This window comes from Bradyrhizobium sp. 2S1, from assembly GCF_011516625.5.
Classification (GTDB): Bacteria; Pseudomonadota; Alphaproteobacteria; order Rhizobiales; family Xanthobacteraceae; genus Bradyrhizobium; species Bradyrhizobium septentrionale.
Genome location: NZ_CP147717.1, coordinates 2,407,773 through 2,423,020, shown reverse-complemented (window position 1 = coordinate 2,423,020; position 15,248 = coordinate 2,407,773). Strand labels below are relative to the sequence as shown.

Here is a 15,248-nt window from a genome sequence, read left to right as displayed (position 1 = left end):
AAAGGGCGGTTGAGAATCGCGCCCGGGAGCATGGGGCAAACCTATGAACGCCCCCTTGCCGGGTCAAGCTCGCTCACGCCGACATGATCTTATGCCAGCCCGGCGTCCAGCGCGGGGGCGGAAATCTCCATGATTTCAGGTGTTTCGGTCCAAAGCAGCGCCGCCCTTATGGGTAGCTGGGGATAAAGCCTGGCGAGGACTGCGCGGTAGAGCGCGAGCTGCCGGATATAGCCCCGCGGGGCCTCGGCGGCGGTTTTGGGCGGGGCGTGGTTGGTCTTGAAATCGACGATCAGGACGTCATTTGGCGTCACCACCAGCCGGTCGATCTGACCCGAGACCAGCGCCTTCGGCTGGCCGGGCCGCTCCAGCCGCCCGACGATCGAGACCTCCGCGCGGCTGCCGGGCGCGAACACGGCGGCAAAGCGCGGATCGGCGATCAGGCCGAGCACCTGCTCGGCAAGTGCGGCTTGCTCCGCCTCGCTCCAGCCATCGGCATTGCGCGCGAGATAGCCGAGCGCGGCCGTGCGCCGCCGCTCGCTGGCAACGTCGGGCAGCGACTGCAGCAGGCGATGCACCAGCGTCCCGCGCTGCAGGGCGCGGGCGCGCAACAGCACCGATTCGCCGGTTCGTATCGGATGGCTGTCGTCATCAGCCGGATCGGACGGGCGCAGCACGCCCGCGGCGGAAGCTTCGGGTGCGGCCGCAGTCCGCAGCCAGGACGGCAGCGCGACCGGCGCCGCGGCCGTTGCCGCAGCAGCACCCGTGAGATCGGCGACGTCGTCGGGCCGCGAATAGCGCGTCACCTTGCCGGCCTGCGTCTCGATCTCCTCGAGCTTGAGCCCGGCATTGGCGAGCCCCTTGGTGATCAGATCGTACCAGGAGGATTTCCGCACCGTGTTCATGTTGCCCGGCATGCAGCCGCCGACGATCAGCCGGTCGGCCGCACGCGTCATCGCGACATAGAGCAGGCGGCGATATTCGTCCTCGGTGTCGCCGAGCATCGCCCTGCGCGCATCGGCGACGCCGGGCGGATCCTCGGCCTTCTTGCCGGCCCACACCACGACGCCGGGTGCGTTCGGCGCGGCGTTGCCCTGCGGCAGATGGATCAGCCGCAGCCGCTGCGTGTCCGACGGCGAGGTCGTGGTGTCGACCAGGAACACGACCGACGCTTCGAGGCCTTTGGCGCCGTGCACGGTCATGACGCGGACCTCGTCGCGCGAAATCTCCATGTCGCGCTTCACCTCGGTGTCGGCGGCGCGCAGCCAGGCGACAAAGCCCTGCAGCGAGGCCGGCGCCTTGCGCTCATAGCTCAGCGCGAGCTCGAGGAATTCGTCGAGCGCGTCATTGGCCTCGTGGCCGAGCCGGCGCAGGATGCGCGCCCGCCCGCCATCGCCGCCGAGCAGCCAAGCGTAGAACGCGAATGGTGTCTCCTGAGTGAAGCGGCGTTCGCATTGTTCGAGGCGGCGCAGTGCGGACGACAATCGCTCGTCGGCCGGGGCTTGCGCGGCCAGCGCCTCGCGCAGCGAGCCGCGGCGCTGGTACGCCAGCTTGAACAGGTCGTCGTCATCGACGCCGAACAGCGGGCTCTTCAGCGCCACCGCGAGCGCGAGATCGTCCTGCGGCAGCAGCAGCGCGTCGGCGAGGTTCATCAGGTCGATGATCGCGATGTGCTCGGTCAGCTTCAGCCGGTCGGCGCCCGCGACCGGGATGTTGGCGTGCTTCAGCGCCTGGATCACCGCGTCGAAAGCGTTGCCACGCCGCCGCACCAGGATCAGCATATCGCCGTAACGCAACGGCCGCCGCGCACCGACGCTGCCGGTCATGGTGCCGCTCGTGACCAGGCGCTTGATCTCGGCCTGGATGCGCCGCGCAAGCTTCACCTCGGGGCTGGTCACCGAGACGCCGTCGAACGGCGCACGCCAACCCTCGATGTCCTGGCGGTCATCGGCAACAGCGAGATCCCAGAGCTCGATCAGGCTGGGACCGGCGTCGGCCATCGCATTGTGGATCGGATAGCCGTTCTCGACCGCATGAATGCTGCGGAAGATCTCCTGCTCGCGAAACACATGGTCGACCGAATGCAGGATCACCGGTCCGGAGCGGAACGAATAGGTGAACGACACCGGATCGAATTTCAGCCCGGCCTCCTCGAACCGCCGCTTCAGCTCGCGCCACCGCAGGTCGAATTCGCGCGGCGCAGCGCCCTGGAACGAGAAGATCGACTGCTTCTCGTCGCCGACCGCGAACACGGTGCGCACGAGGCCGTCGCGCGCGCCGGCGCCGGAGGTGAATTCCGAGATGATGTGCGCGACGATGTCCCATTGCCGCGGGCTGGTGTCCTGCGCCTCGTCGATCAGCACGTGATCGACGCCGCGGTCGAGCTTGTAATGCACCCAGCCCGAGGAGACGCGGTCGAGCATCGCCAGCGTCTTGTCGATCAGATCGTCATAGTCGAGCAGGCCGCGTTCCAACTTCTCGCGCCGGTAATGCGCGGCGGCTGAGGTCGCGATGTGGATCAGCGCCTCGGTGCGGTCGCGCGCGACCACGGCGCGGCGGCGCTCGATCAGCGGACCGAGACGGTCGACCTCCGCCTCGAACCGGTGGCCCGCGACAGCATTCTTCTTGATGAAGTTATTTGTGATGACAGACGCGCGCGGCGCGCGGTCATCGGTCAGGAAGACGCCGAGATATTCGTCGACCTGGGCTGCACCGGTGAAATTCAGCGCGCTCCGCAGCCGCTCTGCCTGCTTCTGATCCGCCTTGCTGCTGGTGTCGAGAAGCGTCGCCATCTCCCGCCAGCCCGACCGCGGCAGGTTCGGTCCGTCGACGATCTCGCGCTCGACATCCTCGATGCGATCGTCGGAGGAGACGCCGAGCGCCGCCGACATCTGCGCGGCGGCGGCCGCAGCGCTGCCGGCGGCATCGGTCCAGGCCATGAAATGATCGCGGCTGAGGCAGGCCTCGCGGACCACGTCCTTGAAGGTGACGTCGGCCGCGCTCGCCATCGCCGTCATCAGTGCGCGGCCGATCGCGCTGTCGGGATTGCGCGAGGCCTCCAGGAACACCGCCAGATTGGCGCGTTCCATCATCTCGTTCTGGTCGCGGTCGTCGAGCACGGCAAAGCGCGCCGGCACGTTGGCCTCGAACGGAAACTGCTGCAGCAGGCGGGTGCACAGCGCGTGGATGGTCTGCACCTTCAATCCGCCGGGCGTCTCCAGCGCGCAGGCAAACAGCTTTCTTGCCTCGCGCCGCAGCGTGGCGGATGGATGCGCGATGCCGGCCTCGCGGATCGCGGCATCGAGCGCGGTGTCGTCGAGCGTCACCCAATGCCCGAGCGTCGTGAACACGCGCTCGGCCATGTTGGCCGCGGCGGCCTTGGTGAAGGTGATGCAGAGGATCTTTTCCGGCGGCACGCCTGACAGCAACAGGCGGATCACGCGCTGGACCAGCACATGCGTCTTGCCCGAGCCGGCATTGGCCGACACGAAGGTCGACGCCTTCGGATCGGAGGCGCGCGCCTGCGCATCGCGCACCGCTGATGGAATGGGGCGGGGCGCCTTCACCATTCCTCGATCCCCAGTCCGCCGGCCGCGGACCATTCCTTGATGCGCGCGAGGTCGTCATAGGCGCCGTAGCGGTTCGCCCACATCGAGAGATTCAACGAGGTGTAGGCCTGCTGCTCGTCGTCGAACGCACGGATCAAGGCTTCCAGCTTGCGCCGCGCGCTGTCGGCGGCTTCATCGGGCGGTTGCGGTGTGTCGTTGGTCTTGATCTTCAGCTCCAGCGAACGCTGCTCGCCCGGCGGGTTGTTGCCGCTGAGCCTGACATAAACGAGGTCGCCGACCGAGGAGCCGGCCGGAATCTCGGCAAAGCCGCCCTCGCGCAGGATCGCGGCCTCCAGCGTCAGCTGCGGCGACAGGCCCATGCGCACCTGCTTGCCGGTCGGCGGCTGGCCGGTCTTGTAGTCGAGGATCGCAAAGCTGCCGTCGTCGCGCCGCTCGATGCGGTCGGCGCGCGCGGAGAGCACGAACGTCCTCGCGTCGTCGAGGGGAATGCCGATCTCGCCGCGGATCTCTGCCTTGATTGCGTCGATACCACCGCGCCGGGCCTGCTCCCATTCGGCAAACCAGGCCGCGATGCGCTGGAAGCGCGGCCACCACAGCGCGCGTGCCTCGGGCCGCTCCATCAGCGGCGCAAAATATTTAGCCCCGATCTCGCGCAGGGTGCGCATGGTGTCGGCGGGCAGCGCGTCGGCATAGACCTGCGTAAACTCGCCGAGCGCCTCGTGGATCGCCGAGCCGCGATCGGCCGCCGACAGCGGCATGTCGACGGGATCGAGGGGATCGAGCCGTAGGATATAGCGCGCGTAGATCGTGTAGGGATCGCGCAGCCAGTCCTCGATCGCGGTAACCGACATTTTCAGCGGCCGCGCCTCGCGCGGCGGCCGCGGTTCCGGCTGCGGGATCGGCTCGACCTTGTCGGGCCGGTCGAGCTCGGCGGCATATTGCACGTAGGTTTCGCCGGCCGAGGTTGCTGCCTTCCAGCGCGCTTCGCCTGCAACAGCTTCCAGCCGATGCAGGAAGCGCGAAGCAACCGCCGGCGCGCCGCCGACCTTGGCGGCGTGGGTGAGGATCACCTCGTCATGGCCGAGCAGCTGCGCAAAGTCGTGTGCGGAGAGGCCGATGCGCCGCTCGGGGAGATCGAGCCCGAGCTCATGCCGCATCGGCCGGCTCAGCCAGGGGTCGATCCGCGGCGCCGGCGGCCAGACGCCCTCGACCAGACCACCGAGGATGACGCGATCCGACTCGGTGAGGCGCGCCTCGAGCTGGCCGTAGATATTGAGCTGCGCGCGCGCCGATTCCGGCCGCCGCACCATGCGGTCGGCAAACGCGGTCTGGAACACCTCGGGATAATCGGCGAGCGGCGTCATCAGCCCGCTCGGCTGCTGCTTGGCGAGCAGCTCGTCGAAGGCGGACGCCAGCGACGCACCGGCGCGCTCCTCGAATACGACGGCAACGCCGTTCTGGTCGGCCGACAGCGCGATCAGCGCCTCGCGGTGGCGCGCTGCCAGCTCGGCGAAATCGTAGGGCCTTGATGAGGCCATACCTTCGAGCAGCGCCAGTGCCACCTGAAGTTTCTCGATCAGGGCCTGTGCCTGATCGAGGTCGCGGTCCCGCAACCGCGCGCGGGGCTCCATCTTGTGCAGCGACGAGGTCTCGCCGCCGTGCAGCTTGACGAGCTCGGCGCGGAAGCGCGCGAAGTCGCGCGCCAGTCCACTGGTCCCGGCTTGCGGCCGCGTGCCGCGCAACAGCGCGATCTCCAGCACCTCGATCGCGCGTTTCAGCGCGCCATGAGCGCCGCCGAGCCGGAACAGCGGATGCTTGAGCAGCGCGAGCAATGTCGGCGGCTCCAGCCCCTTGGCCGCGGCCTCGGCGGTGAGGCGGGCGAACACGCCGGCCGGCGTTTCCATCAGCGCATCGCCGCCGGAATCGTCGAATTCGAGCTTCCAGCGCGTCAGCGAGGCCATCACGCGCCGTGCCAGCGCGCGATCCGGCGTCACCAGGGCGGCCGATTTGCCGAGATGCCGCGCCTCGCGCATCGCGACCGCGATCGCCAGCGCTTCCATCTCCGGATTGGGCGCCTCGACCACGGTGAGGTTGGTCATCCCGGCGGAAATCCGCGCGATGATCTCGGGCCGCTCCAGCCGGTCGTGCCACTGCGCGGTCGCCGTCGACGGGCGCATCGTCTCTGACACCAGCACCTCGCGTCCGAGCGGCGTAGGCTGAGCAAGGCTCTCGACATCGCGGCGCTTGATGCCGAAGCGGTCGAGCAGCGCGTGCATCGCGAATTGCGGGTGGTTCGACGAGGGCGGCGTCGTGAACCGGCCTTCGTCGTTGCGCTCGCCGCCGATCGTGTCCCAGGACTCCTCGTCGAGATCGGTGTCGAGCCCGGGCAGCACCACCGCACCGTTCGGAAGCTTGGCCACCGCGTGGAGGAATTTTGCCGTCGCCGGCATCGAGCCGGTCGAACCGGCCGCGATCACCGGGCCGGCGTGATGCGCGGTGAGCCGAGCAGCCTCTGCCTCGATCAGCAGATCGCGGCGCGCCGCCGGCTCGATCCGTGCGATCTCCTTGAGGTAGTTCGGCCAGGCGTCGCGCGCGATGCGCAGGAAGTCGAGCGAGTGCTGCCAGTATTCGTCGAGCTGGTCCGGCACCAGGCGGTCGAGCTCGCGCCAGTCGACGCCGCGCGTCACCATGTCGTCCATCAGCCGCGCCAGGTCGCCGGCGAGCTGCAGCGTCGAGGCAGGACCGCCGACCACCAGCGGCGCCGACACCGGCGTCTTCGCCCAGGCCGCGACCAGATGCGCCAATGTCAGCCGGCGCTCGAGCTCGCCGAGCCTTGGCGGGATCTCCAGCGGCGCGGCGCCGCCGACGTCGTCGCCTTGATCGGCGAAGGCGAGCTCGTCCTCATCAATCTCGCCGAGCGCGACGATGCGCGGCAATACCGCGGCGTCGGAATCGAGTACATCGAGGAAGATTTCGCGCGCCAACCGTCCGGCGCGGCGGGTCGGCAGATAGAGCGTGGCGTTGGCAAGCCTTGCCGGGTCATTGCGCGCGTCGAATCCCGCGACCAACCGTCCCTCGACCAGCGCCGAGATGACGGTGCGCAGGAACGGCGCAGAGACGGGAACGCTGAAAACGCGCATGGGCTGCCTGATTCGGGTCAGGCGCCAATATAGGGAGCCGCGGCCATCGTTAGCCACCCCTGTGGATCAGCCGTCACCGCTCAATACCGCAGCCGGCTGCTGCTGCGATCGACGGCATCCAGGAACCAGCGCAGCGCCGGATCCTGGGCGGCGCGGGTCGTATGGATCAGGTCGATTGCGAAGGCCGGGATGTCGATCGGCGGCGTGACCACGGCAACATCGGCGAGATGCGTGAAGCGCCGGGCGACGCGCTCGGCCATCGTGGCGATGAGATCGGTGCCCGCCACGGCGAAGGGAACGGCCACCACATGCGCAAGCGTCACCGCCACCCGCCGCTTCAAACCGCGGCGCGCCAGCAGCGCGTCGATCACGCTCGGCAGGCCGTCGCCGCCCGCCGCTGAGAACAGCGCGTGCGGTAGGGTCGCATAATCGTCCAGGCTCAGGCGCTCCGATCGGTCCGCGCGGACCGCATCGCGGATGCAGACGAAGCGCTCCTCGAACAGCCGATGCCTGATACAGCGCGGCGAGTCCGGCAGGTGGCCGCCGATCAGCGCATCAAGTTCGCCGCGCTCCAGCTTCGCCAGTGCCGCAGTCGTGTCGGTCAGCGGGCGCACGGCGAGGTCGATGTTAGGTGCTTCCATGCGCAGCAAACGCGTCAGTTCCGGCACCACGACGAGATCGCCATAGTCGGTTGCGGCGATGGTGATGCGCCTGCGCGCGGTGGCCGGATCGAAGGCCAGATCGGGCGCCAGCGCGCTCCTGACCTGCCGCAGCGCCTCGCCGATCGGTCCGGCCAGCGCCAGCGCCTTTTCGGTCGGCTGCATGCCCGCGCCGGCGCGCAGGAACAGTTCGTCCGCAAACAGCGCCCGCAGCCGGCGCAACGCGCTGCTCATCGACGGCTGGGCCAGCCCGATGCGCTCGGCCGCGCGGGTGACGTGGCGCTCCTCCATTAGCGCCTCGAAGGCGACCAGCAGGTTGAGATCGACGGCGGCTAAATTCATCGGAGTAATAATGCTTATATAAATAATCGATTTCAACAATGATCTGCTCGAGCCTATGGTCGCCGCGGACATGACGATGAGGCGGAAGGATTTGGGGCGATCATTGGCGAAGCTCGTGCCGCGCGGGCCGACACTGCTGATTATCGGTGTTCTGGCCGGGCTGGCTTTCCCTGGCTTGGCGGCCGCCGCGCGCCCGCTGATGGCGGCGGCGATCTTTGTCCTGGTGCTCGGCACCTTTCTCCAGGTCGACGGCGCGGCGTTCCGGCGCGCGCTGCGGCGCCCGCTGGTCTGGCTGCTGTTGCCGGCGCTCGCGATGCTGGCCTGTCCGCTTGCGGTCGGTTTCGCGGCGCGCGGCGCCGGACTTCGGCCGGAGTTGGTCGTTGCGCTGGTGCTGTCGGTGTGCGCCCCGCCGTCGAGCGGCACGGCGGCGGTCGCGCGCATGCTCGGCTTCGATGCGACTGTTCCGCTCGCCGTGACGCTGCTGTCGATGGCGCTGGCGCCGGTCACGGTGCCGTTGATTGCCGCAGGTTTTGCTGATCTCGCGCTCGATCCGCAGGCGCTCGCCACACGCTTGGCGCTGCTGGTCGGCGGCGCCGGCGCGCTGGCGTTGCTGCTTCGCCATCAGTCCGCTGGACAATTGATACGGCATGCGCGCGTCATCGACGCGCTCGTGCTCGCCTCGCTGTTGCTGTTTCCGGTTGCCACCATGGCCGGGGTACGTGCGCAGATCGAGGCGCAGCCGCTCGCCGCGCTCACCTGCGTCGGCCTTGCCTTCGTCTGCAATCTCGCCCTGCAAGCGCTTGGCGCGCTGCTCACGCCGGGCAATCTGGCCGCGCGGCTGACCAGCGGCCTCGTTCTCGGCAACCGCAATGTCGGACTGGTCTGGTCGGCGATGGGCGCGGCGGTGTCGCCGATGACGGCGTTGTTCTTCGCGGCCACACAGTTTCCGATCTATATGACGCCGCGCCTGATCGAGATGCTCGTCCAGCGCGAGCGAAAGGAGAATGCCTCACCATGAGCGAAACGATCCTGACCGAACACCTCGCCGTTCGATTCGCCCGCATCGCGCTCGGCCATGTCACGCGCGAATACCCGAACAAGCCGGATCATGTGCTGGCCGGGCCGCAGGATGCGCGCACGCCGCGCGAGCTGCATCCGGTGTTCTTCGGCAGCTACGACTGGCATTCCTGCGTCCACAGCTACTGGATGCTCGCGCGGCTGTTGCGGCGATATCCGGCATTCGAAGCCGCGGATGATATCCGCGCTTTGTTCGACGCGCAGTTCGTTGCCGAGAAGATCGCGGCCGAATGCGCCTATCTCGCGGCTCCGACCGCGCGCGGCTTCAAGCGTCCCTATGGCTGGGGCTGGCTGTTGAAGCTCACGGCGGAGCTCTCATCGCTCGACGACATCAGGTGGCGCGAGCAGATCGCGCCGCTTGCCGAGATATTCGCACAGCGCTTTCGCGATTTCCTGCCGCTCTCCACGTATCCGGTGCGGGTCGGCACGCATTTCAACACCGCGTTCGGGCTTCGCATGGCCGCTGACTACGCCACCGCGATGCACGACGATGCGTTCGGCGCGCTGTTACGCGAGACGGCGCTGCGCTGGTACGGCGACGATCAGGATTGTCCTGCCTGGGGCGAGCCGAGCGGCGACGACTTCCAGTCTTCTGCGCTGATCGAAGCCGAATGCATGCGCCGGCTGTTCTCGCCCGGCGACTTCCTGCCCTGGTTCGACCGCTTCCTGCCGCGCCTCCTGCAACACGAGCCGGCAACCTTATTCCGGCCCGTCACGGTCACCGATCGCACCGACGGCAAGCTCGCGCATCTCGATGGGCTCAATCTCAGCCGCGCATGGTGTTGGCGGGCGCTGGCCGGCGCATTGCCGGAGGCCGATGCGCGTCGTCCGATCCTGCAGGACGTTGCGCGGCGCCATCTCGACGCCGGCCTGCCGCATATCGCCAGCGACTATATGGGCGAACATTGGCTGGCGAGTTTTGCGGTGCTCGCGATCGATGCCGATGACTGACGGCGGCGTCGTTTACGCGACGCTTTCCAGGAAAGCGTCTTCAGCGGCCTGGATCGCATCGGGGGTCCCGACATGCATCCAGACGCCGTCGAGGCGCAGGCCGAACAGCCGTTCCTGCTCGTTGACACGGTCGAACACCTTGGTCAGCGAGAACTCGCCGGCCGGGGCGTCAGCGAACAGCGCGGGCGACATGATCGCCGCGCCGGCATAGACGAACGGCACCACCTGGTGCTCGCGCCGCTTGCGCAGCGCGCCATCCGGCAGCATCGAATAGTCGCCGCGGCCGTTATAGCCGATGCTGGAGGCGGTCGGCGCCATCAGCAGCAGGATATCCATCCGCGCCGGATCGAAAGCTTCCGCCAGCCGCGCCAGATTGGAGCGCACGCCGTCGATCCACATCGTGTCGGCATTGAGATGGAAGAACGGCGCATCGCCGAGCAGCGGCAGCGCCTTCACCACCGCGCCGCCGGTGCCGAGCACCTGGTCGCGCTCATCGGAGATGATCACGCGCGGGCGGCTGCGGGTCTTGACGTGCTCGATGATCTGGTCGGGCAGATAATGCACGTTCACGACGGCTTCGCTGACGCCGGCGCCGGCGAGCTTGTCGAGCACATGGTCGAGCAGTGGCTGGCCGGCGACACTGACCAGCGGCTTCGGCATCGTGTTGGTCAGCGGGCGCATGCGCACGCCGAGGCCCGCAGCGAGCACCATGGCCTTGTGGGGGGTGACGGGCATCTTCCGTATAGTCTCGGTCATCATCTCTCGGCGCCGATCATATCACGGCGATTCGGCAAGCACATCGATCAGAGGCCATAGTCACCGGACATGACGGCCGTAAGACGGCAACGGTGGCCCCCTTGTAGGAGCATGATCTTGCCGGAAAACCGTCTCCACTTTTCCGGATCATGCTCTAGACGTCGGCAGCCTGCGCACCGCGTCTGGCAGTTTTCTTCTTCTTGTCGCCTTGTTTGAGGAAGTTGACGCCGATCTGGTCGCCATTGACCCATGCCAGCTCGCAGCGGCGATAGGCCAATCCTGTGGACGACAGCAGCAGAAAAAACTCCTTCAGGTTCAGGCCCTCGACCGAGCCCTCGACGGTGAGCTTGGCACCCGTCTCGGACACGTCTTCCATGGTGCAGTCGCGCCGCCAGGTGCCGTCAATGCCCATCATGTGCGCGGCGATGCCGCGCTCAAACGTGACACGATCGCCCCTGCGTCGTTCCGTCGCCATCGTGTGGTCCCGCTCCCGATCCGGCCCCGCCATGGATGAGGTGCGGCCTCGGCAACCTTAGGGGACCTGAGGCTAATAACCCGTAAACTACGGTACTGGGGGAGGGACGTTGGCCGTGTACCAGATGCGGAAGCTGGTCAGCGCAGGGTGGGCCAGCGACCGCTCGAGATAGGTCCAGATCCGCGGCTGGTGCTTCAGATATTGCGGCTTGCCATCGCGGCGGTTGAGCCGCGCGAAGGTGCCGAGCAGGCGGGTGTTGCGCTGCGCCGACATGATCGCATAGAGCTCGGCAAAGGCGGCCGGATCGAAGTTTTCGTCGGTCGCGCGCCGCGCCTTGATGTAGCGGGTCAAGAGCGACAGCTCGAGCTGTTCGGGCACGTCGATCCGCGCATCCTGCAGCAGCGACACCACGTCATAGGCCGCAGGGCCGAGCAGCGCATCTTGGAAGTCAATGATTCCGACCCGGAGGATGCCAGTGCGCTCGGCAAGCCAGATGATATTCGGCGAATGGAAGTCGCGGATCACCCAGGTCTGCGGCGCTGCGGCGGGCTTCTCCAGCAGTCCCCGCCACATCCCGAGAAAATCGGCGCGGAGCTCCTCGCTCGGCTGCACCCCGCGGTCGGGCAGGTACCATTCCAGCATCAGCCCGATCTCGATCAGCCAGGCGTCGATATCGAACACCGGGATGTCGTAGCTCTCGTCTGATGCCAGCGGCAGCGTGTCGGGCAGCACCTCGCGGTGCAGCGCCGCCAGCATGTCGACGGCGGCCTCGTAGCGCTCGGTGATCGGCTGCGGCGGGTCGCCCTCGATCACGCCTTCGGCGCCGAGATCCTCGGTGATGAGGAAGCCGGATTCGAGGTCGGTATGCCGGATCGCGGGCGCGGAGAAACCATGCTTGCGCAGGCCGTTTCCGATCGCGACGAACGGCCTGACGTCCTCGGCGAGATGCACCGCCGCGCTATACGGCCGGCCATTGTAGATCGCCGGACCGTCGGGGCGGCGCGGCGAGTTCATCAGGATCACGGTGCCGTCGTCGGCGCGCAGCCGCGCGTAAGAGCGCGTCGAGGCATCGCCCGGCATGCGCTCGCGCCGGGCATTGAGGAAGCCCGCGCGATCGAGGAACTGGCGCAGCTCGTTGAGCCGCGCGACCTTTGCCGCGCCCTTGCCATGGCCGGTGATCTCGGCCGCGCGTGCCGCCGATCCGAGCGCCGGCCGGTGCGTGAATGCAATGTCGATGCGATCGGCGGGCATCGCGCTGGGCGCGCGTTCCGGCCACTCGATCAGCGCCACGATGTCGTCGGGCAGCGGCGACAGCCCGATCTCCTCGAGCTCGCTCGCGTCGTTGATGCGGTAGAGGTCGGCATGGACCAGCGGAAACGACGGCAGCTCGTAGCTCTGCGCCAGCGTGAAGGTCGGGCTCGGCACTTCCAGCGTGTCGTCGGTGGCGAGGTAGCGGATCAGCGCGCGGGCGGCCGCGGTCTTGCCGGCGCCAAGGTCGCCCGACAGCGTGATGACGTCGCCGGCGCCGATCAGGAGCGCGAGATCGGCCATCAGCTCTGACGTCGCGGTTTCGTTCGCGAGCGCCACCGAGAATGTCGAGGTCGCCGTCATTCTGCGGCGTTGCGATGGGCGGTCTGGTCGATCGGGAAGTCGCAGGTCACGGTCGTGCCTCGACCGACGGTCGAATCGACCCGCACCCGTCCGCCGTGCAGTTCGACGAAGGAGCGCACCAGCGACAGGCCAAGTCCCGCGCCGCGATGCCGCGAGCCGTGCGAATGGCTCTCGAACCAGTTGAACACCTTGTCGCGCATCTCGGCCGGAATGCCGGGACCGGCGTCGGTCACCGCGAACACCACGCTGTGCTCGGTGCGGTGTGCGCTGATCGTGACGGTGGCGTCATGCGGCGAGAAGCCGACGGCGTTGGCGAGCAGATTGTAGAGCACCTGCACCACGCGCCGCTCGTCGCCGACGAAGGCGCCGATGTCGGGCGCGATATCGACCTTCAGCGTGATGCGGTCGGTCGCTAGCCGGTCCTGGATGCCTTCGGCGGCGGCCTCGATCGTCTGGCCGATATTGACCGGACCGAGCTCGAGCTTCATCGCTCCGGCGTCGATGGTGGCGAGATCGAGGATGTTGTTGGTCAGCGCCAGCAGCGCGTTGGTCGATTTGGTGACGTAGTCGAGATACTCGGCCTGCTTCGGCGTCAGCGGCCCGGTCGAGGGATCGCTGAGGAAATGCGCGAAGCCGATGATGGTGGTGAGCGGCGCGCGCAGCTCGTAGGAGACGTGGTGGACGAAATCCACCTTCATCTGGTCGGCGGTTTCCAGCGCCTCGTTGCGCTCGCGCAGCGCGCGCTCGACATTCTCGGTGTCGGTGATGTCCTGGAAGGCGAGCAGCGTCTTGCCGTCGGGCAGCGGGATGGTCATGCAATTCAGCACGCTGCCGTCCTTGCGCTCCAGCTTCAGCGCGACCTGGGCGCGGTTCTCGATCGCGGTGATCTGCTCGCGCAGCGTCCGCCAGGTCAGCGCATCGTCGAACAGCGGCCTGCACAGCGCTTCCACCGCTTCGATATGCGGCTCGCCCTGCAGCGCGTCGGCCGGCAGCTTCCACATCTTGGCGAAGGGCGGGTTGAACAGCTCGGCGCGGCCGTTGCTGCCGAACACCGCGACCGCTTCGCCGAGATTGTCGAGGGTTTCGCGCTGCACCCGCGTCAGGCGGTCATAGCGGCGCGCGAGGTCGAGGCTCTCGGTGACGTTGTCGAACAGATAGGTGACGCCGCCCTCGAGGTTCGGCGTGGTGACGACGCTGATGGCGCGGCCGTCGGGCAGGAACCAGGTGTAGGTCTCGGATTCGACCGAGCGGTAGGCCTCGTGCAGCTTGGCCTTCCAGGCGCGGAAATCCGGCTGCTCCGGCAGCTTGCGGTTGGCGCGCAGCCGGTCGAGCACGCTGGAATCGTCCGGGTTGCTGTCGAGGAAAGCCTGGTCGAGGCCCCACAGCCGGCGGTAGGACTCGTTGTAGAAGGTGAGCCGCCGGTCGGCATCGAACACCGCGACGCCCGAGGACAATTGGTCGAGGGTACGCCGGTGCGCCTCGACCATGCGCGCGATCGCCGCGCGCAGCGCCGCGGCCTCGCTGGCGTCGATCGCGATCCCGGCGCTGCCGCCGGAGAGCTTGAGCGCCTGCACGTCGTAGATCCGCCGCTCGCCGCTGACCACGATCGGCAGCCGTGCGGCATAATTGGCATTGTCGTTCAGCGCGCGGGTCAGTTCGGTGCGCTGGTCGCTTTCGAGCAGCTCGAGATTGCGCTGCAGCGCATCGGACACGCTCTTGCCCTCGGTGGCGCGGACATAGGCTGCGTTGGCATAGCGCAGATTGCCCTCAAGGCTCTTGGCCCAGATCGGCCACGGCGCGGCGGCGGCGAAATCGCGCAGCAGCTCGGTCTCCTCCTGCAGCGTCTTGTAGCGCAGGTTGGATTCGGCGAGGTCGCGGCGCAGGCCGCCGAGCTCGCGGATCCGCACAATGGCCTGGCCGCCGATCGCGCGGCCCATCGCCTCGATGGCGCGGCCGGCTGATGTCGAGAGGTTGAGCAGGAACGCCTCGCCCTTTTCGCGCAGCGCGTCGACCGCGTGATCCATCTGCAGCGCCGGCTCGGGCGGCAGCCAGGTTCCGAAGGCGAGGACGCGCTGCGGCGAGCCGTCCTGCGACATTACCAGCGAGGTATCGCCCGAGATCTGCGGCCGGTTGTCGCCGGCGGCCCACGAGATCAGGACCTGCGGCTCGACGAATAGCAGCGCGCGCAGCCGGTCCGACTGCGCTTGCAGGTCCGAAATCTCGGACTGCAACTGCTCCTCGTTCCTCGTCGCGCGCACGCGGGTGCGCATCAAAAGGATCGCGGCGACGGCGGAGAAGCCAACCAGCGCAAACGACGTCGCGAGGACCGCGACCTCCTGATGATTGAAGCCGAAATGATCCGACATCGCCTGGGCCACCAGGCTCTCGGCGGCAAACGACGTGCGGGCCGGCAGCAGCGCGGTGATGGCGAGCCCAAGCATGCCGTCGCGCGCCAGTGAGGTGCATGACAGCAGGGTTCGACGCATTGCCGCGACTACGCCCGACATATGTTGCCCCAGAACGCACAAACCCCAGGCATGATCCGGAAAAGAGGAGACCGGTGTTCCCTCACCGCAAACGTATAACGTTCGTCCGGGGATCATGCCCAAGCAGGACCCAGATAGCCCGACGAAGAGCCCCCGTCGTGCTCGAATCAAACCAGAATAGTCCT

General features: G+C 67.7%; 9 protein-coding genes. 2 read left to right on the top strand and 7 right to left on the bottom strand.

The annotated features are described in order from the left end of the window. Positions 1-89: 89 nt before the first annotated feature. From addA to HAP54_RS11390, 3 genes are all read right to left on the bottom strand, one after another. Positions 90-3,566, bottom strand: coding sequence for a double-strand break repair helicase AddA (addA, locus tag HAP54_RS11400; protein ID WP_166300043.1), 3,477 nt, complete (start codon positions 3,564-3,566; stop codon positions 90-92). Then, the gene (addB, locus tag HAP54_RS11395) at positions 3,560-6,706 is read right to left on the bottom strand and encodes a double-strand break repair protein AddB (RefSeq protein WP_166300041.1); all 3,147 of its coding nucleotides are present in this window, start codon (positions 6,704-6,706) and stop codon (positions 3,560-3,562) included. Before addB ends, addA begins: the two co-directional genes overlap by 7 nt. An 80-nt stretch (positions 6,707-6,786) precedes the next feature. After that, the gene (locus tag HAP54_RS11390; RefSeq protein WP_248114240.1) at positions 6,787-7,941 is read right to left on the bottom strand and encodes a LysR family transcriptional regulator; all 1,155 of its coding nucleotides are present in this window, start codon (positions 7,939-7,941) and stop codon (positions 6,787-6,789) included. On the opposite strand from HAP54_RS11390, the gene HAP54_RS11385 reads away from it, so the two are divergent. Beyond that, positions 7,907-8,725: a hypothetical protein gene (locus HAP54_RS11385; RefSeq protein WP_248114241.1), complete on the top strand. Its 819-nt coding sequence runs from the start codon at positions 7,907-7,909 to the stop codon at positions 8,723-8,725. The two genes, HAP54_RS11390 and HAP54_RS11385, sit on opposite strands and share 35 nt — an antisense overlap. Then, positions 8,722-9,735 (top strand): DUF2891 domain-containing protein, encoded by a 1,014-nt coding sequence (locus HAP54_RS11380; protein WP_166300039.1) that lies wholly within the window; start codon positions 8,722-8,724, stop codon positions 9,733-9,735. The genes HAP54_RS11385 and HAP54_RS11380 overlap by 4 nt, the downstream gene beginning before the upstream one ends. Positions 9,736-9,747: 12 nt before the next feature. Here the strand turns inward: HAP54_RS11380 and HAP54_RS11375 are convergent, their stop codons facing one another. From HAP54_RS11375 to HAP54_RS11360, 4 genes are all read right to left on the bottom strand, one after another. Beyond that, a complete protein-coding gene (locus tag HAP54_RS11375; protein ID WP_166300037.1) occupies positions 9,748-10,470 on the bottom strand; it encodes a nucleotidyltransferase family protein in 723 nt (240 codons plus the stop codon). Between the two features lie 175 nt (positions 10,471-10,645). Then, entirely contained in the window at positions 10,646-10,966 is a 321-nt protein-coding gene (locus tag HAP54_RS11370; protein ID WP_029082463.1) for a PilZ domain-containing protein, read from the bottom strand. An 87-nt stretch (positions 10,967-11,053) separates the two neighbouring features. Beyond that, positions 11,054-12,577 (bottom strand): tRNA (adenosine(37)-N6)-threonylcarbamoyltransferase complex ATPase subunit type 1 TsaE, encoded by a 1,524-nt coding sequence (gene tsaE / locus HAP54_RS11365; RefSeq protein ID WP_166300035.1) that lies wholly within the window; start codon positions 12,575-12,577, stop codon positions 11,054-11,056. After that, positions 12,574-15,084: a sensor histidine kinase gene (locus tag HAP54_RS11360; protein WP_166300033.1), complete on the bottom strand. Its 2,511-nt coding sequence runs from the start codon at positions 15,082-15,084 to the stop codon at positions 12,574-12,576. Before HAP54_RS11360 ends, tsaE begins: the two co-directional genes overlap by 4 nt. Between the last annotated feature and the right edge of the window lie 164 nt (positions 15,085-15,248).